The sequence below is a fragment of the Pseudomonas sp. Ps21-P2 genome, from assembly GCF_039672565.1.
Classification (GTDB): Bacteria; Pseudomonadota; Gammaproteobacteria; order Pseudomonadales; family Pseudomonadaceae; genus Aquipseudomonas.
Genome location: NZ_JBDFPL010000018.1, coordinates 1 through 26,405, shown reverse-complemented (window position 1 = coordinate 26,405; position 26,405 = coordinate 1). Strand labels below are relative to the sequence as shown.

General features: G+C 60.2%; 24 protein-coding genes. 20 read left to right on the top strand and 4 right to left on the bottom strand.

Annotated features, from left to right (window positions below; all coding sequences use genetic code 11):
* The first annotated feature begins 644 nt into the window (after positions 1-644).
* The gene (locus ABEH28_RS26785) at positions 645-935 is read left to right on the top strand and encodes a hypothetical protein (RefSeq protein ID WP_346625315.1); all 291 of its coding nucleotides are present in this window, start codon (positions 645-647) and stop codon (positions 933-935) included.
* On the opposite strand, the gene ABEH28_RS26780 is transcribed toward ABEH28_RS26785, so the two are convergent.
* Positions 932-1,504 (bottom strand): TetR/AcrR family transcriptional regulator, encoded by a 573-nt coding sequence (locus ABEH28_RS26780; RefSeq protein WP_282372462.1) that lies wholly within the window; start codon positions 1,502-1,504, stop codon positions 932-934. The two genes, ABEH28_RS26785 and ABEH28_RS26780, sit on opposite strands and share 4 nt — an antisense overlap.
* A gap of 97 nt (positions 1,505-1,601) precedes the next feature.
* Here ABEH28_RS26780 and ABEH28_RS26775 point away from each other — a divergent pair, with 97 nt between their 5' ends.
* Together ABEH28_RS26775 and ABEH28_RS26770 are read left to right on the top strand one after the other, a co-directional pair.
* A complete protein-coding gene (locus tag ABEH28_RS26775; protein WP_346631536.1) occupies positions 1,602-2,342 on the top strand; it encodes an SDR family oxidoreductase in 741 nt (246 codons plus the stop codon).
* Positions 2,343-2,406: 64 nt separating this feature from the next.
* Complete coding sequence (locus ABEH28_RS26770) at positions 2,407-3,000, top strand: 2-hydroxychromene-2-carboxylate isomerase (protein WP_346631535.1); 594 nt, start codon at positions 2,407-2,409, stop codon at positions 2,998-3,000.
* Positions 3,001-3,044: 44 nt separating this feature from the next.
* Here the strand turns inward: ABEH28_RS26770 and ABEH28_RS26765 are convergent, their stop codons facing one another.
* Positions 3,045-4,853, bottom strand: coding sequence for an aminopeptidase P family protein (locus ABEH28_RS26765; protein WP_346631534.1), 1,809 nt, complete (start codon positions 4,851-4,853; stop codon positions 3,045-3,047).
* A 913-nt stretch (positions 4,854-5,766) separates the two neighbouring features.
* Between ABEH28_RS26765 and ABEH28_RS26760 the strand changes: the two genes are divergently transcribed.
* The 17 genes from ABEH28_RS26760 (at position 5,767) to ssuE (ending at position 25,292) form a co-directional block, all read left to right on the top strand.
* Positions 5,767-6,552, top strand: coding sequence for a hypothetical protein (locus ABEH28_RS26760; protein WP_192174002.1), 786 nt, complete (start codon positions 5,767-5,769; stop codon positions 6,550-6,552).
* A gap of 103 nt (positions 6,553-6,655) precedes the next feature.
* A complete protein-coding gene (locus tag ABEH28_RS26755) occupies positions 6,656-7,777 on the top strand; it encodes a DegT/DnrJ/EryC1/StrS family aminotransferase (RefSeq protein ID WP_192174003.1) in 1,122 nt (373 codons plus the stop codon).
* A 42-nt stretch (positions 7,778-7,819) separates the two neighbouring features.
* Positions 7,820-9,334 carry an oligosaccharide flippase family protein gene (locus ABEH28_RS26750; RefSeq protein WP_282372456.1) on the top strand — a complete coding sequence of 505 codons (1,515 nt, stop codon included), beginning with the start codon at positions 7,820-7,822 and terminating at the stop codon, positions 9,332-9,334.
* Between the two features lie 17 nt (positions 9,335-9,351).
* On the top strand, positions 9,352-10,281 hold the full coding sequence (locus ABEH28_RS26745) for a glycosyltransferase (RefSeq protein ID WP_192174005.1): 930 nt from the start codon (positions 9,352-9,354) through the stop codon (positions 10,279-10,281).
* The gene (locus ABEH28_RS26740) at positions 10,271-10,723 is read left to right on the top strand and encodes a low molecular weight protein-tyrosine-phosphatase (RefSeq protein WP_192174006.1); all 453 of its coding nucleotides are present in this window, start codon (positions 10,271-10,273) and stop codon (positions 10,721-10,723) included. Before ABEH28_RS26745 ends, ABEH28_RS26740 begins: the two co-directional genes overlap by 11 nt.
* On the top strand, positions 10,724-12,940 hold the full coding sequence (locus ABEH28_RS26735; RefSeq protein WP_282372453.1) for a polysaccharide biosynthesis tyrosine autokinase: 2,217 nt from the start codon (positions 10,724-10,726) through the stop codon (positions 12,938-12,940). It begins immediately after the preceding gene.
* Between the two features lie 27 nt (positions 12,941-12,967).
* On the top strand, positions 12,968-13,768 hold the full coding sequence (locus ABEH28_RS26730; RefSeq protein WP_346631533.1) for a WbqC family protein: 801 nt from the start codon (positions 12,968-12,970) through the stop codon (positions 13,766-13,768).
* A 5-nt stretch (positions 13,769-13,773) separates the two neighbouring features.
* Entirely contained in the window at positions 13,774-14,298 is a 525-nt protein-coding gene (rfaH, locus tag ABEH28_RS26725; protein ID WP_192174009.1) for a transcription/translation regulatory transformer protein RfaH, read from the top strand.
* A 106-nt stretch (positions 14,299-14,404) separates the two neighbouring features.
* The gene (locus ABEH28_RS26720; RefSeq protein WP_192174010.1) at positions 14,405-15,406 is read left to right on the top strand and encodes a glycosyltransferase; all 1,002 of its coding nucleotides are present in this window, start codon (positions 14,405-14,407) and stop codon (positions 15,404-15,406) included.
* Complete coding sequence (locus tag ABEH28_RS26715) at positions 15,403-16,656, top strand: glycosyltransferase family 4 protein (protein WP_282372449.1); 1,254 nt, start codon at positions 15,403-15,405, stop codon at positions 16,654-16,656. Before ABEH28_RS26720 ends, ABEH28_RS26715 begins: the two co-directional genes overlap by 4 nt.
* A 100-nt stretch (positions 16,657-16,756) precedes the next feature.
* Positions 16,757-18,079, top strand: a complete 1,323-nt coding sequence (locus tag ABEH28_RS26710) for a hypothetical protein (protein ID WP_192174012.1) — start codon at positions 16,757-16,759, stop codon at positions 18,077-18,079.
* A gap of 103 nt (positions 18,080-18,182) precedes the next feature.
* The gene (locus ABEH28_RS26705) at positions 18,183-19,301 is read left to right on the top strand and encodes a glycosyltransferase family 1 protein (protein WP_192174013.1); all 1,119 of its coding nucleotides are present in this window, start codon (positions 18,183-18,185) and stop codon (positions 19,299-19,301) included.
* A gap of 9 nt (positions 19,302-19,310) precedes the next feature.
* On the top strand, positions 19,311-20,351 hold the full coding sequence (locus ABEH28_RS26700; protein WP_346631532.1) for an acyltransferase: 1,041 nt from the start codon (positions 19,311-19,313) through the stop codon (positions 20,349-20,351).
* A gap of 95 nt (positions 20,352-20,446) precedes the next feature.
* The gene (locus ABEH28_RS26695) at positions 20,447-21,670 is read left to right on the top strand and encodes a glycosyltransferase family 4 protein (RefSeq protein WP_346631531.1); all 1,224 of its coding nucleotides are present in this window, start codon (positions 20,447-20,449) and stop codon (positions 21,668-21,670) included.
* A 13-nt stretch (positions 21,671-21,683) separates the two neighbouring features.
* The gene (locus tag ABEH28_RS26690) at positions 21,684-23,096 is read left to right on the top strand and encodes an undecaprenyl-phosphate glucose phosphotransferase (RefSeq protein ID WP_346631530.1); all 1,413 of its coding nucleotides are present in this window, start codon (positions 21,684-21,686) and stop codon (positions 23,094-23,096) included.
* Between the two features lie 166 nt (positions 23,097-23,262).
* Positions 23,263-24,345 (top strand): polysaccharide biosynthesis/export family protein, encoded by a 1,083-nt coding sequence (locus tag ABEH28_RS26685; protein WP_192174017.1) that lies wholly within the window; start codon positions 23,263-23,265, stop codon positions 24,343-24,345.
* Positions 24,346-24,710: 365 nt separating this feature from the next.
* Entirely contained in the window at positions 24,711-25,292 is a 582-nt protein-coding gene (ssuE, locus tag ABEH28_RS26680) for an NADPH-dependent FMN reductase (protein WP_346631529.1), read from the top strand.
* A 9-nt stretch (positions 25,293-25,301) separates the two neighbouring features.
* On the opposite strand, the gene ABEH28_RS26675 is transcribed toward ssuE, so the two are convergent.
* Both ABEH28_RS26675 and ABEH28_RS26670 read right to left on the bottom strand, forming a co-directional pair.
* The gene (locus ABEH28_RS26675; protein WP_346631528.1) at positions 25,302-25,577 is read right to left on the bottom strand and encodes a hypothetical protein; all 276 of its coding nucleotides are present in this window, start codon (positions 25,575-25,577) and stop codon (positions 25,302-25,304) included.
* 217 nt (positions 25,578-25,794) lie between these two features.
* Positions 25,795-26,405 (bottom strand): transposase (locus ABEH28_RS26670; protein ID WP_346631527.1); only part of this gene is annotated, 611 nt, incomplete at its 5' end.

Sequence of the window (26,405 nt, the reverse complement as noted above, 5' to 3'; positions counted from 1 at the left end):
AGAGCGGGTGGTTAAGATCTTTCGTCTCAACCGAGGCGCGCATTCTACAGCGTCTCTTGTTTCTGTCAAGCGGTTATTTTAAGAAGTTTTCAAAGTTTCCTCATCAACTTCAACCACTTGCGCTTCGCTCGACTTAACGTCTCACGTCAGCGGGAGGCGAATTCTACAGCGTTACAACCTGCTGTCAACTGCCTTTTTCACCGCTGTCGATTCAAGCATCTGAACCGAAGCATTCCTCGCTGCCTACTTCGTCCAACTCTTTGATTATCAAGGAGTTTTCCGTTTCGTCTGCGCCGGAAGTGGGGCGAATTATAGACAGATCCAGAGGGGCGTCAAGCACTTATTTCAACAGACAGAACAATCACTGATATTTGGCGCCTTTGCTGCTTAACAGACCGCTATCCATGGGTTCTTATAGGAGCGTGCGCTTCTTTAACCGCTCTTTATAAGGATCCAGGAAGCAGCCGCTCGCACAGCCATCGGCGTGATACACGATGTCACTGGCATTTGTCTCACTATTGAGCGATGTTTAGCCGGCGCGCCTTGACATGTTGCCGCCCCTCCACATGGACGTGACCGTTGGTGGCAGCATGCGAATTCTGGATAGTCACTGACCTCAACGTGTTGGTCAGGTAAGGATATGAATGAAGTACTTTTTAATGGCACTGGCAGCATTGGCGGTCGCTGGATGCGCAGCGACGTCTAAACCGGTCATGGGTAAACGCGGCATCCACATCAATTGCTCGGGCCTGTCGTCCTCGTGGGAGCAGTGCTATGACATGGCGACCAACTCCTGCGTATCCAAGCAGTATCGTGTGATCGCCAAGTCCGGTGACGGCGCCGAAGACACGGGGGGCTATCCGCTCGGTCTGAATCCGGCCGGCTATACCAGCCGCAGCATGATCATCATCTGCAAGAAGCCGGCTAACCCCTAGTCGGCTACCGACAGCGCATCCACCTGCTGACACAGCAGGTCATGGCTGGCGTCCACCACGCGTTGCTGGAGCTCGGGCGTCGCCATCATTCGCGCGACCGTCAGAGCACCAACGCACTGAGCAATGGCTGCCCACGCCAGATCTTCGTCCCCCAGCACTTCAGCCCATGCCTTTTGTAATTCGCACAACCAGTGCTCGGCGCGCAGACGAGCCGGTCCTTCTGCGCGGGCAATTTCGGCGCCCAATGCAGGAATGACACATCCACCCGCAGGATTCTGTACATGCGCCAGTGTCAGGTAATGCCGCAGGCACTGCTTGATTCGGTCCCTGGTCAGCGACTCATCGCCACCGAGTAACGCCAGGCTGCGGGTCAACTCGCGCTCAACCACCGCCTGAAACAACGCATCCTTCGAAGAGAAGTGACTATAGAAAGCTCCTCCGGTGAGCCCGACGGCTTTCATCAGACTGTCCACCCCCATAGGCGCGAAGCCTTTCTCCTTCACCAGAGCGGCGCTGCTGTCGAGCATGGCGCGCCGGGTTTGCTCTTTATGGTCGACCGAGTAGCGCATTGTTTTCCCCCCCTTTTACTTAAGTAAGTGCCTTGACGCTCGCGCGACCCTAGCATAACGTCCGTTAAGTAAACGATCGTTTAATAAAGGTATCGTGATGACCATTACATTGAATAACAAGAAGGTCGTTCTGGTTGTGGGTGCAGGCGACGCGACAGGAGGCGCGATTGCCAGACGCTTCGCCCGGGAGGGTTACGTGGCGTGTGTCACTCGCAGGAGCGCCGACAAACTTCAGCCCTTAGTTGACTCGATTCGGCAGAGCGGCGGCGAAGCTCACGGGTTCGCCTCGGACGCGCGCAAGGAAGATGACGTGGTGGCGCTGATTGAGCAGATCGAAAATGAGATCGGCCCGATCGAGGCCTTCGTTTTCAATATCGGCGCCAACGTGCCGTGCAGCATTCTTGAAGAGACGGCGCGCAAGTACTTCAAGATTTGGGAGATGGCGTGCTTCTCCGGATTTCTGAACGCCCGGGAGGTCGCCCTTCGTATGGCCAAACGCAAACGCGGCACCCTTCTGTTCACCGGGGCGACTGCAGGTCTACGCGGCGCTGCCAATTTCGCGGCCTTCGCCGGCGCCAAGCACGGGCTACGGGCACTGGCGCAAAGCATCGCCCGTGAACTGGGGCCGATGAACATCCACGTGGCTCATGTGGTGGTGGATGGCGCGATCGACACTGACTTCATCCGCACACAGTTTCCCGAACGTTACGCGCTCAAGGATGAGGACGGCATTCTCGACCCTGAACACATCGCAGAAAATTACTGGTATCTGCACAGGCAGCCCCGGGACGCATGGACGTTCGAGCTGGATCTGCGCCCCTGGAACGAACGCTGGTAAGCCCCTGGGTCAGCGAATCACATGGGCGCACGCCCGCATCTATATAAGAAGAAGGAATGCAACGATGAGCCGAAGCGTGGAGTTTTACTTCGATGTGGGCAGCCCGACCAGTTACCTGGCCTACACCCAGTTGCGGAAGATCTGCGACGAGACGTCAGCGACCCTGATCTATCGGCCCATCTTGCTGGGCGCAGTGTTCAAGGCGACAGGCAATGCATCGCCCAACGACGTGCCTGCCAAAGCGCGTTACTCCATCAAGGATCTGGCGCGCTTCGCCAAGCGCTATCAGGTTCCCCTCACCTTCAACCCCCACTTCCCGATAAACACGCTGAGCCTGATGCGCGCGTTGACTGCTGCGCAGACTCTCCAGCCACAACGGTTCATTGAATTGCTGGAAATCACTTTCAGGGCGATGTGGGTAGACGCGCTGGACTTGAACGACCCTGGGGTGTTGTCAGCGGCCCTCACAAGGTCTGGCTTTGATCCGGCAGAAATCCTTGGCTGGGTCAGCAACCCCAGCGTCAAGGACCAGCTGAAAATCAATACCGAAGAAGCTGTTGCACGAGGCGTGTTTGGCGCCCCGAGCATGTTCGTCGACGACGAGCTCTATTTCGGTCAGGACCGACTCGATTTCGTCCGGGAAGCGCTAACCGAATAAGCTGCCTGTAATGCCACCGCCAAAGAGGACGGTGGCGTTCAGGGTCAAACCGCCGCTGTCCTACCTTCCAGCCAGGCCAACGCGGCGCCCTCCACGAGTGGACTGAGGCGCTGCCTGACCTGGGCGTGGTATTCGTTCAGCCATTCACGCTCGTCTTGGGTCAGCAGGCCGATTTCAAGGCAGCGCGTGTCTATCGGACAGAGCGTGAGGGTCTCGAACTTGAGAAACTCGCCGAACTCGGTCTTGCCCGCCTCCTGATTGATCACCAGGTTTTCAATGCGCACACCCCACTGCCCCGGCCGATACGTCCCCGGCTCTATCGACGTGATCATCCCCGGCTGCATCGCGGTTTGCGGCGTGGCGGCGGCTTGATACGCAATCACCTGCGGGCCTTCGTGCACGTTCAGGAAATAGCCGACGCCGTGACCGGTGCCGTGCCCGTAATTGACGCCCTCGGCCCAGATCGGGGCGCGAGCGATGGAGTCGAGCAGCGGTGAAAGAATGCCGCGCGGAAAGTGCGCACGGGACAACGCGATGACGCCCTTCAGAACGCGCGTGCAGTCACGTTTCTGTTCAGCGGTCGGCGTGCCGATGGGCACCATGCGGGTGATATCGGTCGTGCCGCCCAGGTATTGGCCGCCGGAGTCGATCAGCAGCAAGCCGTCACCCTCAATTTGCGCGTGCTCTTCTTCGGTGGCGCGGTAGTGAGGCATCGCCCCGTTACCGTTGAAGCCGGCAATGGTGGCGAAACTCTGGGACACGTAGCCCGGCCGACGGGCCCGCGCCGCGCTGAGTTTCTCGTCGATGGTCAGCTCGCTGACAGGCTCTTTGCCCAGCGCTGAATCCAGCCAGGCGAAGAATTCGCACAGCGCCGCGCCATCCTGGTCCATCGCCTGGCGGATGTGTCGGGTATCAGCAGCGCTTTTCTGCGATTTGAACAACGTGGTCGGGTTGAGGCCTTCGACCAACGTCACTTCGCTGTCGAGATAGTCCAGCAGGCCACAGGTGACCCGCGCCGGATCCACCAGCAACCGCGCGTCCTTGGGCACGTTGCGCAGCGCAGTGCCAATGCGGGTGTATTCATGCAGGGTGATGCCGTCTTGCTCCAGGGTGCTGCGCAGTCCGGCGTCGACTTTCTCTGATGCGACAAACAGGTTGATGCTGTTCGGGCCGATCAGGGCGAAGGAGATGAACACCGGGTTGTAGGAAACGTCGGCGCCACGCAGATTAAACAGCCAGGCGATGTCGTCCAGGGTGGCGAGAAAATGCCAATCCGCGCCGCGCTCGGCCATCACCGTGCGCAATCGAGTGAGTTTGTCGGTGCGGCTTTCGGTGGCGTGGGGCGCGGCGTGCTCATAGATTGCCTGGGCCGGCAACGAAGGGCGGTCGTTCCACAACTCCGTCAGAGGGTCGAGGTCGGTGCGAAGGCGCGCGCCTTTTTCGTACAGATTGGCAGCCAGCGTGCGCGAGGACGCCACGGCCAGCACCGCGCCATCCACCGCGACGACGGAATCCGCTTTGGCCTGCTCGGCGAGCCATTCAAGTGGGCCGGTCTGGCCGGGCTGCAACTTGACCAGTTCGATACCGCTGCCTGCCAGTTCCTTGCTCGCCTGCTCCCAGTAACGGCTGTCTGCCCAGAGGCCGGCGAAGTCCTGGGTGATGATCAAGGTGCCGACGGAACCGTGGAAGCCGGACAGCCACTGCCGCCCTTGCCAGTAACCCGGCAGATATTCAGAGAGATGAGGGTCGGCCGACGGCACCAGCCAGGCGTCGATGCCCTCACGGCTCATCAGGGCGCGCGCCTGCGCGAGGCGTTGCATCGCCACTCCAGTGGTTTTCGACTGCGTATTCATTGAATCTCCTGGTGACCCGAATTATTTGCGTCGCAGACCCGGATAATGGAGCAGCGATCAAGGCTGAGCAACCGCAGCGCCGCATCCACCCTTGGCCGCAGTAATGACGCGCCGGGGCCACTGCATGGCGCACTGATGAAGTCTCCGGTCATATCAACCACCTCACCCACATCGATGTATATATAACCGAACACAGTTCTATCTATAAAACCGCAACACCACTGTGATCGCTTAATTACAAACTTACCTCTCACTTGATTAGTTACCCCTCCGCATAAGTACTCGTGTATGACGGGATTCAATAATCGAGCGCCATAAAACCGTTACCCCCCATCCGCGTCCAGGTTCTGACGTTGGAAAAACGTCTTCCCGGTTATTTTCGATAGCCAAACAGGGGGTCTCCGGCAGTGCCTAAAAAGCGTCGCGCACCACGACAGGGCAGTGATGTTTTATTGACTCTATTTAAAATCAATCACTTACGCATGCCAACGATCCGCTTATCAAAAAATTAACAGAATGATGGCGAAATAATTTGACAGAAACTCTGCCTCCGCCGATATATAGGCACGTCCAATGTTTTCCTGTTTTTGCAGCGCGGCCCTAGAGCCGTGCGCCGAGAGCATTCCGACTTAATTACCCTGAGACTGCCCAAAAAGTTGACGATTCAAACGGTGTGAAATCAGCGCCGGTGGGCAGTTTTTGGTTCAAAGAAAGGTTTTTTCGAATTACTGAATGTGCTCGGTGGGGCGGTAGCTTTGCCCAACGCTTTGTCAGCCAGTGCTGAATGAAGTCACCGTTTGAATGCACGCCTAATTAGTACAACGGCAGGATCTGCAGATTCGGGCGGTAGCGTGCCTGAAGCGCAATTAACCCCCTGCCCTGCACTCCTCACTCTCAACGAGGGCCTGATGCAATGCCTTTATCTTTCGACATGGATGAGCAGCTGGTTCAGCGACTGGCTGACGAAATCGATACCAACGGCTTTGCAAAACTGAACGCGGCCGTGCCTGACACGGACCTGCAGCAGTTGCGGGCCTGGACTGACGAACAGGCGCAGAAACACCAGGGCGAATACTTTGCCTACCACGGTGAAGCGGCACTGAGCGAAAGCCTGCTGGCGAGTTACTGGTCCGACCCGCGTTTCAAGACGCTGCTCGGTCGCCTCTACAAGCATGCAGCCCGCCGCGACGCTGCCAGTGACCGCATTTTCCCGGTGCTGCGCTGCGTGCAGGGCAATCAGGGCAAGCGCGAATCCAACAGTTTCCACTACGACGCCAGCCTGGTGACCGCACTGATCCCGGTGTTCATCCCCAGTGAAGGCGAAGGACGCGGCGATCTGATGCTGTTTCCGAATATCCGCCGAGTGCGCTCATGGGTGGTGTTCAACGTGATCGAGAAGGCCCTGCTGCAGAACAAGATCACCCGCGGCTGGATCATCAAGGGCATGCAGCGCAACTGGCTCAAGCCGTATGTCCTGCGCCTGGAGCCGGGCAGCGTTTACTTCTTTTGGGGCTATCGCAGCCTGCACGCCAATCAGGCCTGCAGACCGGACGTGAAGCGCGCCACCGCGCTCTTCCACTTCGGCGACCCCCATGCAGGCAGCCTGGCCACCCGGTTGATCCTGAAAATCAATCAGGGCCGTGCGCGACGGATGAGTAGCAAAGCAGGCAGCCCGCCGCCGGCATCCACCCCCAATTGATTTCCCTCGACCTGGCGTTGGCGGCCTGGCCTCAGACCGGCGCAACCGCATCACTGCCCAGAAAGCATTTTTTAAAAGCTTTGCATCTGAAATGGAGAATTCGATGATCAACGTCACCAAGACTTACCTGGGCGATATCGACAAGTTCAAGGGCTACGTCGAGGGCATTTATGCGCGCGGCTGGCTGACCAACCACGGGCCGCTGGTGTGCGAGCTCGAACAACGCCTGAAAGACTACCTGGGCGTCAAGCACGTCATTCTGACCAACAACGGCACCCTCGCCCTGCAGGTCGCCTATCGCGCACTGGGCCTGAGCGGCAGCGCAGTGACCACGCCGTTCAGCTTTGTCGCCACCAGCAGTTCGCTGCAGTGGGAAGGCATTCGCCCGATCTTCGCCGACATCGACGCGCAGACCTGGAACATTTCCCCCGACCACATCGAGAGCCGCATCGTCTCCGACACCACCGCCATTGTCGGCACCCACGTCTTCGGCAACCCGTGCGCCGTTGAACGCATCGAAGAAATCGCCCGTCGGCGCAATCTGAAAGTCGTGTACGACGGCGCCCATGCCTTCGCCGTGCGTCACGCCGGCCAGTCGGTGCTCAACTGGGGCGACGTCAGCACACTGAGTTTTCACGCCACCAAGCTGTTTCACACCATCGAAGGCGGCGCGATTATCACCAACGATGACGAAACAGCGCGCCGGGTTCACCTGCTGTGCAACTTCGGCATCGTTGACGTCGACAAGATCGACGGCATCGGCATCAACGCCAAGCTCAACGAATTCTCCGCCGCGATGGGCCTGTGCATTCTCGACGACATCGAGAACATTCTTCAGGAACGCGCTGAAATCGCTGACCGCTATACCACCCGCCTGGGCGATTACGTCGACCTGCAGCGGCCGGAAAGCAACAGCGAACTCAACCACAGCTATTACCCGATCGCCCTGCGCGACGAACAACAACTGCTGCGTTTGCGTTCGGCGCTGAACACCAACGGGATCAATCCGCGCCGCTACTTCTATCCGTCGCTGGACACCCTTGAATACCTGCAGCCGCAAGCGGCACAAACCGCCTCGCGTTCACTGAGCGAGCGCGTGTTGTGCCTGCCGATTTACCCGGGCCTGCTGCGCGACGATCAGGACCGCGTCATTCAGACGGTGATCGCCGAAACCAGCACCGCCCACTCGCCGTACCGTGTGCCGTCCCTCGCGCAGGTCATGTAACGCCATCGCGCCATTCACCTAGATTCGCCGGAAGGACTTTCGATGCCAACCAAGCGCTCAGTCATACGCAACACTGCGTTGAGCTATGCAGGCCAGGCCTACACGCTGCTCGTGGGGATCCTGATCATGCCGTTCTACCTCGGCCACATGGGCGCCGAGGCATATGGGCTGATCGGGTTCTTCTCGGTGCTGCAAGCCTGGCTGCAGTTGCTGGACGCAGGGTTGTCGCCGAGTCTGGTCAGGGCGGTGGCGCATCGACAAGGCAGCGACGGACTGGACCGCTACACCGGTCGCCTGCTGCGTTCGTTCGAGATCATCTTCCTGCCACTGGCGGGTTTCTGCTGCGTGGCGATGTATGCCGGCAGCGAATGGATTGCCGTTCACTGGCTCAATGCCCAGGAGCTGTCGACGCAGACCGTGGTGCAGTGCATCGCGCTGATGGGCATCGTCATCGCCCTGCGCTTGTTTTCGACGCTCTATAAAAGCGGGATTCAAGGCCTTGAGCAGCATGCATGGCTGAACATCGCCAACGTGATCATCGCCACGCTGCGCTACTTCGGCGGGCTGCTGCTGGTGAGCACGATCTCCAACGACCCGGTGCACTTCTTCGAATTCCAGGCGCTGGTTGGCTTGATCGAAGCGTTGATCTTCGCCGCCCGTGCCTATCAACAGATGCCGAGGCCGTCGCCGCTGACCGGTTTCGACTGGGATCTGGTCAAGCCGATCATCCCGTTCGCGGCCAGCATGTCCGGCACCGCGGTGCTGTGGATCGTGCTGACCCAGATCGACAAGGTGCTGCTGTCCGAGCTGCTGCCACTTAATGAATACGGTTATTTCTCGCTGGTGGCACTGATCACCACCGGGATCATGATGCTCTCCAACCCGCTGGCGCAGACGCTACTGCCGCGTCTCACGGTGTTGATGGCCGAAGGGCGACGGGATGACATGCATCAGCTGTACCTGGCGGCCAACCGATTTGTGTGCACGTTCCTGTTTCCCCTCGCGGCACTGATCGCGCTGCACGCCGACGAGATGGTGTTTGCCTGGTCGGGCGACCGCGCTGCCGCCGAGTGGAGCCGGACGATTCTGCCGTGGTACTCGCTGGGCAGCGCCATCATGGCAGTCAGCGCATTCCAGTTTTATCTGCAGTACGCCTACGGGCGCATGCACCTGCATGTCTGGTACAGCATTGTTTCGGCGCTGATCACCGTGCCGGTGATGTTTCTGGCGATTCGCGGCTATGGCGCTTACGGCGCGGCGATTGCCTGGTTCGTGTTGCGGGTGGTGTCCTTCGCCATCTGGCCGGTCATCGTCCACCAACGTTTAGCTCCGGGCATTCACAGCCAATGGCTGCGCGACATCATCCGCATCAGCGTGATGACCGGCGTGGGTCTGGCGATCACCGAGCCTTTGCTGCGCCTGATCGCCAGTGACAACCGCATCGGCGTCTTTCTGGGTCTGGCCGTCTGCGGCCTGCTCACGCTGCTGATTGTGGCCGCCAGCTACAAGCCGCTGGTGATGAAGATTTCCGTTCTGTTCAGCAAACCCAGTGTTTAACTCCGAGTACCCAAGCCATGGATGCTATTAGCAATAAGACGAGCTCTTCGCCGTCCGCCGCGCCCTTGGTCAGCATCGTCTGTCCAGCCTACAACCAGGAAGCCTACGTCGCGCAGACGCTGGAAGGCTTTCTGATGCAGCAAACCACGTTCGCCTTCGAAATCCTGGTGAACGACGATGCCTCCACAGACGGCACCGCTCGCATCATTGCCGATTACGTCAAACGCTTCCCGACGCTGATCCGCCCCTTCTATCACGAGACGAATCAGTACTCGCAGAACAACCCGCCGGTGCCGGGTCTGTTCGGCGAAGCCCGGGGCCGCTACATCGCCTACTGCGAGGGCGACGATTACTGGACTGACCCGCGCAAGCTGCAGATTCAGGTGGATTTTCTCGAGAACAACCCGGATTACGTGCTGACCTACCACGACGCGATCCCCTTCGACATCAGCGGCCAATACCCGATTCAGCTGCAAGGCAAGCTGCGCGGGGATGCCACGGCGCTAGAGCTGCAGAAAGCGCGGCCGGTGTCGACGCTGACCACGGTGTTCCGCAACGTTTTCGATTCGTTGCCGCCCGAACTGCGTGCCGCGCCGCTCAACGATCTGGTCTGGTGGTCGCTGCTCGGTGCCTACGGCAAGGGCAAATTCATGGGTGAGGTCAAGCCGGCCATGTACCGGTTGCACCCGGGCGGCGTGTTTTCCATGCGCTCCAACAAACGCAAATTGCACATGGCGCTGCAGACCTCGGGCGCCCTGGCCAACTACTACAACCGGCTCGGCCATCAGGAACTCTATGAGCATTTCCTGATGGAGCTGGTCGAGTACTCGCTGTCGGCGATCACTCCGAAACGCAAGATGCAGACGCTCCTGGCGGTCGGGCAGAACTTCAGCTCCAACATCAGCAAGAGACTGATGACGACCCTCAGCAAAGGTCATGTTCAATAACGTACTGGTGGTCTGCGTCGGCAATATCTGTCGCAGCCCCATGGCCGAAGCCCTGTTCCGACAACGCGTGCCGAACGCGCGCATCCAGATCTCGTCGGCCGGCACCCACGCCATGCTCAGTTCCACTATCGATCCGCTGGCCCAGGCTGTGCTGCAGGTCAACGGCGTCCTCGCCCACAAACATCGAAGCCGTCAGATCGATCGGCAGATGCTCCACGAAGCAGAGCTGATTCTGGTCATGGAGCATCGTCAGACCCAGAGCGTCCTCAAGCTGGCCCCCGAGGTACGCGGCAAGACGTTTCTGATTGGCAAATGGCAACAAGCGCTGGAAATCGCCGATCCCTATCGGCGCCCGAAACTAGCCTTTGAACAGACCTACGAGCAGCTTTCGCGTTGTGTCGACGACTGGCTTCCTTATCTTCAGTCAGGAGATCCAAGATAAATGACCGCTATGAACCGTACTTCTCTGGACGAGGTCCAGGACTCCCGGATCGATTTGGCGACTATCTTGCGCACACTTTTCGATCACAAAGGATTGATTGCGTCGATTGTCGGCATCTGCGTCCTGCTCGGCGCCACCTACGCCATTCTCGCCACGCCGATCTTCCAGGCCAACGCGATGATTCAGATCGAGCCGCGCAAAGTGGGCATCGAGGGCCGCACCGAAGTCTCCAGCAAGCCGCTGTCGGTTTCCCAGGCGACCACCGAAATCGAGCTGATCAAATCCCGCGCAGTGCTGGGCAAGGTCGTTGATGACCTCAAGCTGTACATCGTGCAGAAGCCCAAATACATCCCGGGGCTGGGCAGCTACATGGCGCGTCGGTTCAAGCCGGAGCGTGAAGGCGCGCTGGCCGATCCGATGTTCGGCCTGAACAGCTACGCCTGGGGCGGCGAGAAAATCGACATCTTCCAGCTGGAAGTGCCGGACGCACTGCTGGGCGAAAAGATGACCATGGTGGCGGGCAAGCCTGGCACCTTCACCTTGTATGACGAAGACCGCAACAAACTGCTCAGCGGCCCAGTCGGTCAGACCGTCGAAGGCAGCGGCATCACCCTCCAGGTGGCTGCGCTCAATGCACGTCCGGGTACCGAGTTCACCGTCGTGCGTCAACGCACCCTGACCGCTGCGCTGGATTATCAGGACCGTCTGAAAATCATGGAAGCGGGCAAGGATTCCGGGATCGTCTACCTGTCGATTCAGGACCCGGACCCGGCACTGGCCAAGCGCATCCTCAACGAAGTCAGCCGCCTGTATGTGCGCCAGAATGTCGAGCGCAGTTCAGCTGAAGCCGCCCAGCGTCTGGAATTCCTGCGTTCGCAATTGCCTGCCGTGCGCAAGCAGCTGGAACAGTCGGAAATCGCGCTCAACAACTTCCAGATGGGCGCCAAGTCGGTTGACCTGAGCGTTGAAACCAAATCGGTTCTGGATCAGGTGGTCAAGCTGGAAGGCACCCTGTCGGACCTGAAAATGAAGCGTGTCGACGTCGAGCGTCTGTACACGCCGGAGCATCCGACCTACCGCGCCCTGATGACTCAGATCGGCCAGGTTGAATCCCAGAAAGCCGCGCTGCTGAAGAAGATCGAAGCCCTGCCGGCCACGCAACAAGAGTTGCTGCGTCTGAACCGTGACATGCAGGTCACCTCGCAGACCTACACCCTGTTGCTGGACAAGAGCCAGGAGCAGGACATTCTGCGCGCCGGCAGCATCGGCAACGTCCGCATCATCGACAACGCCGACGCCAACGTCGAAGAGCCGGTCAAGCCGATGCGCAAAATCATCGTGCTGGTCGCCGCCCTGATCGGCCTGCTGCTGGCCGTTGCCACCGTGTTTGTACGCCAGGCGTTCTATCGCGGCGTGGACAACCCGGAAGTCATCGAAAACCTCGGCATGCCGGTGTACGCCTCGCTGCCGTATTCGCGACTGCAGGAGCGCATGGAAAAGGCCGCCCAGAGCCGTTCGGCGAGCAAGGAGCCACGCCTGCTGAGCGTCAGCGCGCCGACGGAGCTGGCGATCGAAGCGTTGCGCAGCCTGCGCACCAGCCTGCACTTCGCCATGCTCGAAGCCCGCAACAACGTGCTGATGATTTCCAGCCCGACGCCGGGCGTGGGCAAGTCGTTCGTCTCCAGCAACCTGGCGGTGATCATTGCCCAGACCGGCAAACGCGTGTTGCTGATCGACGCCGACATGCGCAAAGGCTACCTGCACAAGATGTTCAACCTGACGCCCAAGCACGGTTTGTCGGACACCCTCGCTGCGCGTCTGGGCAGCAAGGAAGTCATCAACCACACCGAAGTGCGCAACCTGGATTTCATCTCCTGCGGTTACGCGGCGCCGAACCCGTCCGAGCTGTTGATGCACGACAACTTCAACAAAATGATCAGCGAGCTGTCGCCGCTGTATGACCTGGTGATCATCGACACCCCGCCGATTCTGGCCGTGACCGATGCCACGCTGGTCGGCCGCCAGTCCGGCACCTGCCTGCTGGTGACCCGCTTCGGCCTGAGCACCGCCAAGGAAATCGAAGCGTGCAAACGCCGCCTGATGCACAACGGCATTCTGATCAAGGGTGCGATCTTCAACGGTGTCCTGCGCAAGGCGTCCACCGCCGACTACGACTGCGCCGCGTACGGTTACGACTACACCACGGTCCGCAAGTAAATCGACATGCACGCCAAGGAGACACACATGGCCAGGACCCTTGCAGTGATGCAGCCCTATCTGTTCCCGTACCTGGGTTACTTTCAGCTCATTGCTGCCGCAGACGTCTTCGTCCTGGGAGACGATCTGCAGTATGTTCGGTCCGGCTGGGTCAATCGCAACCGCATCCTGCACAACGACGAAGCGAAGCTGATCAGCTTTCCGTTGAAGAAAGACCGCTTTCAGTTGCAGATCAATCAGCGCCAACTGTGTGATCATTTCAGCGATGAGGCGCCGCGGCTGATTGATCTGCTGGCCGAGAGTTATCGAGAGGCGCCCTGTTTCGCGCAGGTCATGCCCTTGCTGGAGCGGTTGATCCGTTTCCCGCAGCAGAACATCGCGCTGTATGCCGAACACGCAATCCGTGAAATCTGTGCTTATCTGCACATCGTGACGCCGATCCTGCGCAGCTCGGACCTGATATTGGGTAGCGCTGCGGACAAGCAGGAGCGCATTATCCGCATCGCTCACACATTCGAAGCCACGACGTTCATCACCCCGGAAGGCGGATCGGTCATCTATGACCGTGATCACTTCGCCCGCAACGGCTTGCTGGTGCGGTTCTTCCGGATGAACCCCGTGGTGTACCGGCAGTTCCGGCAACCTTTCGTCGCCAATCTGTCGATCATCGATGTGCTGATGTTCAACTGCGTCGAGCACGTGCAGCAGATGTTGACCGAATACGGGCTGGACAAGAATCCACCCAGCGCCCGGCCAGGCATGATGCACGGGCTGGCGCAAAAACCTGACGTTGTCCTGACCGGGTCGCACCGGATCGCAGTGGAGTGAAGTGTATGTCTGAAGTCGTCAATAGCGCCTGTGGCTCCGCGCGCTGGTACCTGATCCAGACCAAACCCCGCCAGGAAGCCCGTGCGGCAGAGCACCTGCAACGTCAGCAGTTCGAGTGCTACCGTCCGGTCAAGCACGGCGAGAAAAAACGCGGCTCACGGGCTCCGGCCGAAGAAGAGCTGTTCCCCGGCTACCTCTTCATCCACATGGACCAGGCCAGCGACAACTGGTACCCGATCCGCTCGACCCGAGGCGTGGCCCGCATCGTCACCTTCGGCGGCATGCCGGTTCCGGTGCAGGATGCGTTGATCGAGCAGATCCGTCAGCGTCTGCTGGCGCCGCCGGCCAGGGTCACGTTTCAAGAAGGGGAAACGGTGCGGATCACGGCGGAGGGCTTCAACGACGTCGAAGCGATCTTCCTCGCCGCCGACGGTGATGAGCGTGCGGTGATTCTGCTCAATCTGCTGCAACGTGAGCAGAAGGTCACCCTGCCGGTCAGCAGCCTGTCGCGGATGCAAGCGCAGGCGTGAGCCGTTAGCGTTTTACGTACTGATCCACACATTCTGACCCACACATCCTGATTCCCACGGGGCTGATGCTTTCAGCCTCTTGACCCCCCTTCGCCCGGAACTCGCCATGACCCAGAAAACCACACTGGTGACGCTCACCTATGGTGATCGTTTCAACTACCTGCACACGCTGGTCAGCCGCTCGCTGGAAAGCCCGCTGATCGATCGCGTGATCATCGTCAGCAACGCGTCCACCGCACCGCTGGATAACCTGCGCCGCACCTGGCCGAATCAGGTCAGCGTGATCTACATGCACGAGAACACCGGTTCCGCGCGGGGCTATTCGGTGGGGATTCAGGCCGCACTGGACGCCGGGGCCGAACACATCTGGCTGATGGACGACGACAACGCGCCGACCATCAACGCCATCGCCACGCTGCATCAGGTGCTCGAAGAACGTAAACGCGTCGACGGCGAAGACAAGGCCGCCGTGCTGGGCTTTCGGCCCACCCATCAGGCGGACATCGCCGCCGGCGTGCCGAACCGCTTCGCCATTCAGCGCCGTTCGAGTTTCTTCGGTTTTCACATCGCACAGCTGCCCTACAAGATCTGGCGCCGGCTGCCGTGGGGCGCGCCGCAAAGCCCGCACCGCAAACTGCCGATGGTGCAATTGCCGTTCGCCACGTACGGCGGCCTGCTCGCCCACCGCAATCTGTATCGCCGCATCGGCCTGCCGCTGGACGCGTTGATGCTCTACGCCGACGACAGCGAATACACCTTTCGCATCACCGCCGGTGGTGGCCGGATCTTTCTGGTGCCGGACGCCTTGCTCGACGACCTGGAAAGCTCGTGGAACATCAAGGCACGCACCAACAACATCTACGAGAGCTTCCTGCTCGGTGGCTCGGACTTGCGCGCCTACTACGGCGCGCGCAATCAGGCCTGGTTCGACAAAAACATCTGGGCCAATTCGTCGCTGCTGTACGGCCTCAACCGCTGGGTGTTCTTCCGCCTGCTGCGGCTGATCGCCAAGCGACGCGGTGCCGAGGAGCGCCTTGGCCTGATCGAACAAGCCATCCGTGACGGTGAGTCCGGGGTACTGGGTCTGAATCAGTCGTATCCACTATGAAAATACTGTTCATCAGCAGCCTGTATGCCCCTCACATTGGAGGCGGCGCGGAAATCATTCTTCAGCGTACCGTCGAAGGCCTGCAGCAGCGCGGCTGTGAAGTCAGCGTGCTGGTGACCGGTCCCGACGCGGGCCTGAGCGTCGAAGCGGTGAACGGCGTCAAGGTCTACCGCGCCGGCCTGCGTAACTTCTACTGGCATTTCGGTGCGCAGCGGCCTGGCCGTCTGGCGCGCCTGGGCTGGCATCTGCGCGACCGCTACAACGGCGCGATGCGCAGCTACGTGAAACAGGTCATCGGCAGCGAGCAGCCGCAACTGGTGGTCTGCCACAACCTGGCCGGCTGGTCGGTGTCCGTCTGGGACGAGATCACCGCTGCAAAACTGCCGATCGTGCAGGTGCTGCATGACATGTACCTGATGTGCCCGAGCAGCAACATGTTCAAGCGCGGCCAGTGCTGCCAGCAGCAATGCGGCAGTTGCCAGACCTTTCGCAAGGGCCACGACGCACGCTCGGCCCAGGTCGCGGCGGTGGTTGGGGTCAGCCGCTTCATTCTGGACAAGCTGCAGCAGCGCGGTTACTTCAGCGCCGCCAGCCCGTACGTCGTGCACAACGCCAGCCCGTTCACGCCGCCCACCGCCTCGCCCCATCAGCGGCGGCAAGCGGATCTGGCGACGAAAAAAGCGCCGTTGCGCTTCGGCTACATGGGCACGCTGTCCCATCAGAAAGGCGTGGCCTGGCTAATCGAGCAATTTCAGCGACTGCCCTTCGACGCCACGCTGCAGATTGCAGGGCGTGGCCAGACGGATGACGAAGCCACGTTCAAGGCGCTGGCGAACTCGTCGAAGATCAGCTTCGTCGGTTACCAGAAGCCTGAAGCGTTCTACCGCCAGATCGACGTCGCCGTGGTGCCTTCGCTGTGGAACGAGCCGTTCGGCATGGTCGCCGTTGAAGCCTGCGCTCACTCGGTGCCGGTGATTGCCAGCCGCATGGGCGGTTTGCCGGAAATCATTCAGGACCCGCTCAACGGTTTGCTGTGTGACCCGCAGGACCCCGACTCCCTGGGCCAGGCGATGTTGCGCTTGCACCAGAACCCGGAACTGCTGGCGCGTCTGAGCGGCCAGGCGCGGGTCAGCGTGGCGTCGTTACTGAACCTGGAGTTGATGCTCGACAGTTACCAAAGCATTTTTGCCCAGACGTTGCTGGACGACACCGCCCAGCGCAACCGGCATGCCCTGCCCCACCCGGTCTGAACACATCGGCATGCCTGCAAGCGATGCCGACATTACCACCGACGGCCCGAGACCTACCTGAGCAAGCGCTCCGGACCGTGCCTCTTCACTGAGACAAGCCATGCTCATCCCTTACCTGACCCGGTTACGACGACCCTCGGCGGTCCTGTTGCTGGGCTTGTTGATAAGCTGCATCACGCGAGCGGACGAAGCATTCATCATCGGCGTCGACACGCACTTGATGAACAAACCCGGCACCTCCGTCCGCGCGTTCCAACTGCTGAAAGCGGCGGGAGTCGACTCGGTGCGCGACGATGCCTACTGGTCCAGCGCCGAGCCCCGACGAGGGTTATTGAAGATCGAGCCTTCGTGGCAGTCGTTCCTGAGCGCCGCCCAGGAACACCGATTGCGACCACTGTTGGTGCTGGGCTACGGCAACCCGTTTTACGAGAACTACGCCAAACCGCGGAAACCCTCGGTGCGCGACGCTTACGGCAACTACGCCAGCTTCGTCACCCGCCAGCTCACCGACAGCGTGGACTTCTACGAGATCTGGAATGAGTGGGACAAGGAAAACCCGGTCGATCCGGGGTTCGCCAGGGACTATAGCCTGCTCATCGAACAAACCGCCCAGCGCATTCGCGCCAACCAGCGGCCGATGGTGATTCTGGCCGGCGCCGTCACCAGTCAGGGGATGGACCTGGGGTTTGCCGATCGGCTGGTGGAATCGGGCGTGCTCAACCATGTCGACGGGTTGTCGCTTCATCCGTATGTGTATTGCCGTTCGGATGAGCGCAACACCCCGGAAAACTGGATTGCCTGGCTGCGGCGGATCAGCGAGGACCTGAAGGACAAGAACCGCAACAACGGCCCGGTGCCGCTGTACCTCACCGAAATGGGCTGGCCCAGCAACGATGGGCGCTGCGGCGGTGATGAGAAGACCCAGGCGGCGTTTCTGGCACGCAGTTTCTTCCTGGCGCAGACGATGCCCAACGTCAAGGGCATGTGGTGGAACGGTCTGCTCAACGACGGCCCCGACGGCACTGATCCGGAGCAGAACTTCGGCCTGCTCAATCAGGACCTGAGCATCAAGCAGGCCTACCTGACGCTGAAGGCCATCAGCCCGACGCTGCATCAATTCCGTTACGACGCTGAAAAGAGTCGAGAAATCGACTCGCAATACCTGCTGCGGTTCGCCAAGGGTTCGGAGCAGATCATGGTCGCCTGGACCGCCGGGCTGCCGCGTTCGATCAAGGTCGACGCCAGCAGCGTGCTGCGCGGCAACGTGCAATACATCGACACCCGCCAGCCGCAACGCGGCCTGGTCGACAGCGGTATCCCGTGGAACTGCAACGACGGGCGTTGCTCGGCGCAAGTGCCGATCGATGACTTCCCGAAAATAATAAGCCTGGGCACACGCCCGGCACTGTTTGCCTTGCCCTGAATTCTGCCTTTTTTATTCCGGTCCGCCTTTAGAGCGCCCCTTCATTCAGGGCGCTGACGGCTCCTGCGCACGACCCCTTTATCTCTTCTACAGGTCGACCACAATGATTGTGATCAATGCACGTTTTCTGACCCAGGAACTGCGGGGCGTTCAACGCTTCGCCGAACAGATCTGCCTGGCCCTCAAGCAACTGCGCGACGACGTGGTGTTTGTTGCTCCCCACGGCATTCAGATGCACGAAAGCGCCAAGGCCCTCGACGTGCAATGCATCGGCAGTCACAGCGGCCACCTGTGGGAACAACTGGACCTGCCCCTGTACCTGCGCCGTCAGGGCAACCCGCTGCTGATTTCCCTGTGCAGCACCGCGCCGCTGTTGTACGGCAATCAGATCGCGACCCACCACGACGTCACCTATGTGCGTCACCCGGAAAGCTACACACGCACGTTTCGCCTGCTCTACCGGACCATGACGCCGATCATGCTGTCGCGGATCAAGTCGCTGCTGACGGTGAGCGCCTTCTCCAAGGGAGAAATCTCGCAGTTCTACAGATTTCCGGAGAAGAAAATCTTCGTGGTGCCCAATGCCGTCAGCGGTGCGTTTCAACCGGGCCCGCCCCTTAAAGAGCAACAGGACTACCTGCTGGCGGTGTCTTCGCCCAGTGCGCACAAGAATTTCAGCCGGATGATTCAGGCGTTTCTGCTGCTGCGCGGCCACGATGATCTGCAACTGCGCATCGTCGGTGGCGCCAGCGGGATCTTCAGCGACGACAACCTGCAACGTCTGGCCAGTCGTGACCCGCGCATCCGCTTTCTGGGGCGCCTGAGCGACGACGAACTGATCAGCCAGTACCAGGGCGCAACGGCCTTTGTGTTTCCGTCGCTGTATGAAGGCTTCGGCATTCCGCCCCTGGAAGCCCAGGCCTGTGGTTGCCCGGTGCTGGCGGCGAACGCGGCGTCGATTCCCGAAGTGCTGCAGGCCAGCGCGCTGTATTTCGACCCGCTGGACATTGACCACATGGCCGCCGCCATGGAACGCATTCTGACGGACATGCCGCTGCGCCAGTCCCTGCGCCGACGGGGGCTGAACAACGTGGCGCGGTTCTCCTGGGAAGAGTCGGCACGACAGGTTTCCCAACGCATCGACGCGCTGCAGAGTCCGGCCAGAGACCGGCGCAGCAGCCAGGGCAGCGATGCACTGGGTCGCGAATCTTCCAGCAACTGAGGCCCTGCCATGAAACGCCTTGCCTATCTCGACGCATTGCGCGGCATCGCCGCCTTGATGGTGGTCTTCACCCATTTGTATGCACCGGTCATCGGTCACGTCTGGGTGCTGGATTACCTGATCGACCCGGGCAAATTGGGGGTGCTGTGGTTTTTCATGATCAGCGGCGTGGTGATCCCCTACAGCCTAAAGCCGGTGCCCGACGGCGCTCGACGCTTTCTGATCTCACGCTTCATGCGCTTGTACCCGGCCTACTGGCTGTCACTGCTGCTGTTTGTGCTGATGCTGCAGTTGAGCGGCGCGCCGCTGCCGGCCTGGCCGCAGATCGTCGCCAACCTGACAATGGTGCAGGCGGCACTGGGCTTCGACGACGTGATCGGCCTGTACTGGACGCTGTTCATCGAACTGGTGTTCTACGGCCTGTGCCTGGCGTTGTTCATCGCCGGCAAGCTGTACGACCTGGCCTTCCGGGCGCGCTGTTCGCTGGTGTTTCTGCTCGCCGCGCTGGCGATGAGCGTTGCCCGCGCGCTGACCGAACACAAACTGCCGGTGGCGCTGCCCCTGGCGTTGTCGCTGATGTTCTTCGGCTCGGTGTGGCGTCAGTGGTTGCTGGCTGAACACAGCGCGGCGCTGACGCGGAACCTGAAGATGCTGTTCGTGGCCTTCGCCGTGCTGTTGCCGCCGACGCTGATCATGGCGTACAGCAAGGACATGGGCACCGGCGAAACCTGGGGCCGTTACTGCTTCACCTACGCCGTGGCCATCGTCAGCTTCGTGCTGCTGACGCGCAGCGTGCGCCTGAACCACCCGGCGCTGGTCTGGCTGGGCGCAGTGAGTTACTCGCTGTACCTGCTGCACCCGTCGATGGGCATGCTCAGCGAATTCCTGCTGCGCGGCACCGACGCTCCGGGCCTGCTGGTGGCGCTGGTCGCAACGGTCCTGACCCTGGGCGCTGCCCATTTGTGCTTCCGCTACATCGAACACCCGTTCATCCAGCTCGGAAAACGCCTCAATAACCGCAAAGCCGAGACGCAGCCTGTCAGCGTCTGATTTAGCGCCTGCGCACATGGAAAGGCATGGGATGGCCCTCGCGAGCCTGGCTCGACGTGCCGGGCGTCCCTCAGCCGTTAATGCAGAGAATTCCAATGAAAATTGCAATCGTCCACGACTGGTTGGTGACATACGCCGGTGCCGAAAGGGTTTTGGCATCGCTGATCAACATCTGGCCCGAGGCGGATCTGTTCTCCGTCATCGATTTCCTCAGCGACGAGGACCGCGCCCGACTGGGCGGCAAGGTCGCGAAGACCACGTTCATCCAGCGCCTGCCCAAGGCCAAGACCAAATACCAGCGCTACCTGCCGCTGATGCCGATGGCCATCGAGCAACTGGACCTGTCCGGTTACGACCTGATCATCAGCAGCAGTCACGCCGTGGCCAAAGGCGTCCTGTGCGGGCCGGACCAGTTGCACGTCAGCTACGTGCATTCGCCGATCCGATACGCCTGGGACCTGCAGCATCAGTACCTCAAAGAGGCGAACCTGAGCACCGGGCTGAAAGGCAAAGTGGCGCGGATGATCCTGCATTACATGCGCATGTGGGATCAGCGCACGGCCGCGGGCGTCGATGACTTCATCGCCAACTCGCACTTCATCGGCGCGCGCATTACAAAGGCCTACCGTCGCGAATCCACGGTGATCTATCCGCCGGTGGACACCCTCGGTTTCGCGCTGCAGGAACAGAAGCAGGATTACTACTTCACCGCCTCGCGCATGGTCCCGTACAAGCGCATGCCGATGATCATCGAAGCCTTCGCGGCGATGCCGAACAAGCGTCTGGTGGTGATCGGCGACGGTCCGGAAATGGACAAGGCCAAGGCCGCTGCGGCCAACGCGCCAAACGTCACGCTGCTGGGCTATCAGCCGTTCGCGGTGTTGCAGGAACACATGAGCAACGCCAAGGCGTTCGTGTTTGCTGCCGAGGAAGATTTCGGCATCAGCCCGGTGGAGGCCCAGGCCTGCGGCACGCCGGTCATCGCATTCGCCAAAGGTGGCGTGGTTGAGACGGTCTGCGGTCTGGATCACCCGCAGCCGACCGGCGTGCTCTACCCGGAACAGAGTGTGGCGTCGCTGATGGCCGCCATCAAGACGTTCGAGATCAACGGTTCACGCATCACCGCGCAAGCCTGTCGGACCAACGCCGAGCGCTTCAGCGAAGCCCGCTTCGAACTGGAAATGCGCCAGTTCGTCGAGACCCGCCTGAGTGCTGCGCGTCAAAGCTGCCAGCCTGCGCACATCCGGCCGATGCAGATCGCGCCGACGCTGGTCAGCAGCGACCTCTCCGCCCGCGTTGTTCCGATCAAATCCGTCTGAGCGAGCCCAGCCTATGCGCACTCCATTAAGGGGCATCCTGCATGCCCATTCATCGTCGCTGTCCGTCGCTCACCGGCTGCTCGATCTGGCGGTCATCGCGGTCGGCGGTTACGGCGTCAACCTGCTCACCGGCACGCCAATGAGCTCCGAAGCCTGGATGCAGATTCTGCTGGCGGCGGTGGCCTTTCACTGGCTGGCCGAATACAACCAGTTGTACGGCTCGTGGCGTGGCGAGCGCATTGTGCGCGAGCTGCTGAAGGTCGCCAATTACTGGGGCCTGGCCTTCGTGCTGCTGCTGTTCGTCGATTACCTGCTGTTGCAGCCCGACGATCTGGCGGACGACAGCCAGATGGCCTGGTTTGCCGCCGTGCTGGTGGCGCTGTGTGGTTATCGTCTGGCGATTCGCAGCGTGCTGCACGCGTTGCGCGCCCAGGGTTTCAACACCCGGCGCGTGGCGATCGTCGGCACCGGCCATTGCGGCGAACGCCTGGCGATGTCCATCGAACGCGCGCCGTGGATGGGCCTGAACCTGCTGGGCTTCTATGACGAAGCGCCGCAGCAGATCGACCTGGCGCGCATTGGCCGACGCATTCCGGTGCTAGGCGATCTGGATCAACTGATCCAGGACGCCCGCGACGGCAAGATCGACAAGGTGTACATCACCCTTGAACTGGGCGCGCAGGCGCGTTTGCAGGAACTGATCAAAGGCTTGAGCGATACCACCGCGTCGGTCTATGTGATCCCGGATGTGTTCATGTTCGAGTTGCTGCATGCCCGCAGCGAAAGCATCAACGGCCTGCCGAGCATCAGCATTTTCGATTCGCCCATGGATGGCGCCTGGAGCGTGGTCAAACGTCTGGAAGACATCGTGCTGTCGAGCATCATCCTGACCATGATCGCCCTGCCGCTGATGCTCATCGCCCTGGCGATCAAGCTCACCTCCCCCGGCCCGGTGCTGTTCCGTCAACGCCGTTACGGCCTGGACGGGCGGCCGATCATGGTCTGGAAATTCCGCAGCATGAGCGTGCAGGAAAACGGCTCGGTGGTGACCCAGGCCACGCGCAACGACAGCCGCATCACGCCGCTGGGCGCGTTCCTGCGCCGTACCTCGCTGGACGAACTGCCGCAGTTCTTCAATGTGCTGCGCGGCGAGATGTCCGTCGTCGGCCCGCGCCCCCACGCTGTGGCGCACAACGAGCAATACCGCAAGCAGGTGTCGGGTTACATGCTGCGGCACAAGGTCAAGCCGGGCATCACCGGCTGGGCCCAGATCAACGGCTGGCGCGGCGAGACCGACACGCTGGACAAGATGCAGAAACGCGTTGAATTCGACCTGCAGTACATCGAGCACTGGTCGGTCTGGCTGGACCTGAAAATCATCCTGCTGACGCTCTTCAAAGGCTTCGTCAACAAGAACGCCTTCTAAAAAGAAAATCTGCCAAAAACAACAAACATGGCCAAGGGCTAGTAAGCTCGGCGGGAGGTGCACGGGTGCATGAGCGAATGTGATCCGATGTTCGGTGTAAGTAAGGGATGCAAAGAAATCACTGCGGTGCCAGTACGCACCTATTAGGATTAGAAGGAACATTCATATGAAAGTAACGTTAGCGGTCGTGCTGCTTTCCAGTCTGGTGTTGCAAGGCTGCGCATTCGCCCCCGGTCAGTACATGTCTTACAGCGATGTCACCGACAACGACCCCGACGGTCCCCAGGTCACGCTGATCAACATCACCCCTGCCACCCTTGCGCAGCAGCAGAAAACGGCGGACGCCGCGGCCAAACCGCTGCCCCCGGAACTGCTGAACTACAAGACCCCTGAATACGTCGTCGGCCCGGGCGACGCCTTGCTGGTGACCGTTTTCGAACACCCTGAACTGACCGCGCCGGGCTCCCAGGAACAACTGGACGCCAACAGCCGCGAAGTGCTGAACGACGGCACCGTGTTCTTCCCGTACGTGGGCCGTATTCAGGCCGCCGGCAAGACTGTTTCGCAGATACGCGAGCAACTGCGCATGGGTCTGGCGCCGCAGTACACCGAAGTGAAAGTCGACGTCAAAGTGCTGCGCTACAACAGCCAGCGCGTCCTGCTGTCGGGTGCGTTCAAGACCCCTGGCCCGCAAGCGATCACCAACATTCCGCTGAGCCTGGTTCAGGCCATCAGCCAGGCCGGTCTTGATTTGACCGACGCCAACCTCGCCGGCCTGACCCTGCGTCGCGACGGCAAGGATTACGTGATCGACGTTGACTCGCTGAACCGCAAGGACGCGCAGATCAGCAAGATCTTCTTGAAAGACGGCGACTACCTGCACCTCAACAGCAACTCGAAGAACAAGATCTACGTGCTGGGCGAAGTTCAGCGCCCGCAAGTGATCTCGTTCAGCACCACCAGCGTGAGCTTGCTGGAAGCGCTCGGCACCTCTGGCGGCTTGAGCCCTGACGCGGCCGATGGCGACGCGGTGTATGTGATTCGTGCACAGGACGCCACCCACGGAGCGACGGTTTATCACCTCGCTGCGAAGAAGCCGACCAGTTATGCACTGGCGAAAGGCTTCGAGCTGGCGGCCCAGGACGTGGTGTTTGTCGGCCCGGCCAACATCACCCGCTGGAGCCGTTACGTGAGCCAGTTGCTGGGCTCGAACAACATCATCCAGACCGGTGCGATGTTCAGGAATTGATGGGGCAGGCAGCTTCAAGCGGCACGTTTGTAGCTGCAAGCTGACAGCCGCGCAACATAGCAACAGAGAAATCCTCGCAGTGGTCCGACTGCGGGGATTTTTTTTGGATTGAATTTGGCAGCGGCAAGTGTTGCTGAGGCAACACCGGATCAACAACTACGTGCGCCTGGATCAACAGCCTGAACTGCTTGGCAGGACTGCAGCTGAGGCTGATCGCCGGATTCACGGGGGCAACGGACGATTGAGGGGGCTGGCACACATGCTGCTTCACTCCCTTCAAAGGGTCTTCACGCCCATTACTTCGCGTTGAACGCGGCCTGCACGGTGCCAAGCACCCCGGGTGACTGACCCCAAGGAAACAACACATGTTGGTAGTTTCGATTTCAGGTAGCCCTTCCACCCGATCGCGCTCGGGCGTGGTGCTGCAACATGCCGCGCACTGGCTCAAGGACCGTGGCGTTGAAGTGAACGGTGTGCGCATTCAGGATTTCGCCGCCGAGGATTTGCTCTACGCCCGATTCGACAGCCCGCAGGTGGTGGCTTTCATCGACGCAGTGGCGGAGGCAGATGGCTTGCTGATCGGCACGCCGGTGTATAAGGCGTCGTTTTCGGGGGCGTTGAAAACGCTGCTCGACCTGCTCCCGGAGCGTTCATTGCACGGCAAAGTGGTCTTGCCGATCGCCACGGGTGGGAGCATTGCGCACATGCTGGCGGTGGATTACGCGCTGAAACCGGTGCTGTCGGCGCTGAAATGCCAAGAAGTGCTGCACGGGGTGTTCGCCATCGACAGCCAGATCAGCTACGGCGAGAACGCATTGGGCGGTGATCTGGATGAACTGCTGACCCAGCGACTGCACGACGGCCTGGATCACTTTTTACTGGGTCTTCAACACCGGACCCATGCGCGTCACAAGGAAGCGGGCGGGCATTTGAAGCTGGCGTTGTAAGCCTTTGAATCAACCCTGACCTGCTTTCGAAGCAACGCTAATTTCGGCGTTGTATTCGCCACGGTTGTCGAACTCGTGGGCGCGTTGCAGTTGTGGCTGTTCCATCAGTTGCGCTTTGCGGGCCTGGAATTCATCGTAGGACAGGCCGCGACGGTTGAGGTCTTCGAGGGCCAGCTGGTGGGTTTCCTCAGCGCTGTAAGGGCGCAGTTCGGGATGATTGCCAGCGGCACAACCGGCAAGAACGGAGGCGGAGAGTAACAGGGAGAGGGCAAGAAGACGGTTCATTGGGAGCCTCCATTCGGCTCGTTTCTGGAATGAAGCCAAGGCTACGCGCCGGGCCTTTCCAGCAGAAATCAGTCGTCTTGATAGTGGCTATCGGGTTTGGCGCGTATGCGGGGTTGCCCCGGTGCATCTGCCTGTATAGAACCTGCGGGCTCTGATCATAATCACACCGAAGATGTATCTGACGACGCAGATCCTGTGGGAGATTCTATGGTTGTCATCAAGCCAAAATCCCCCCTTTCGGTTGATATTCGCTCTGATTTTTCATCAGGGAGAACGCGATCCGAGCGAGTTTGCGGCCAAGCATGACAAGCACCTGGGTAGTCGCTTTTCCACTGCCCAGATGTTTGTTGTAGAACTCTTTCCAGGCAATTGATCGGCTGGCCGACATGGCAGCGTTGTGCAGTAATCGACGAACTTCCGAGCACCCTCGCTTTGTTAAAGATCTTCGGCCATTTTTTTGGCCCGAGTCACTCACCCTCAGATCCATCCCCAAAAAAGCGATGAAAGAGTCGCTGCTGTTAAAGTCGCCTCGGTTATAGGCCATGACCAAAGCAGTTGCAGTCAGAAAACCGATACCTTCAATGGCTTGGCAGCGAGCGACTTCTTCCAGCAAGCCGGCTTCGCGCAATACATCTTTGAGTTTCTTCTGAACCAGCAGGTCCAGGCGTTCAACGGACTTGAGAAAAGTGGCGAACACAGCCTTCAAACTGGCGTCATTTGCCCAGCTCTGGGTCAGGCTGGTTTTGGCCTGAACCAGCGAAGCCCTGCGCCGCAGAAGGCTTTGCAGCTTGCCGTAGACGGCGGGAGGTGGAGTCCAGGGGCGTAAAT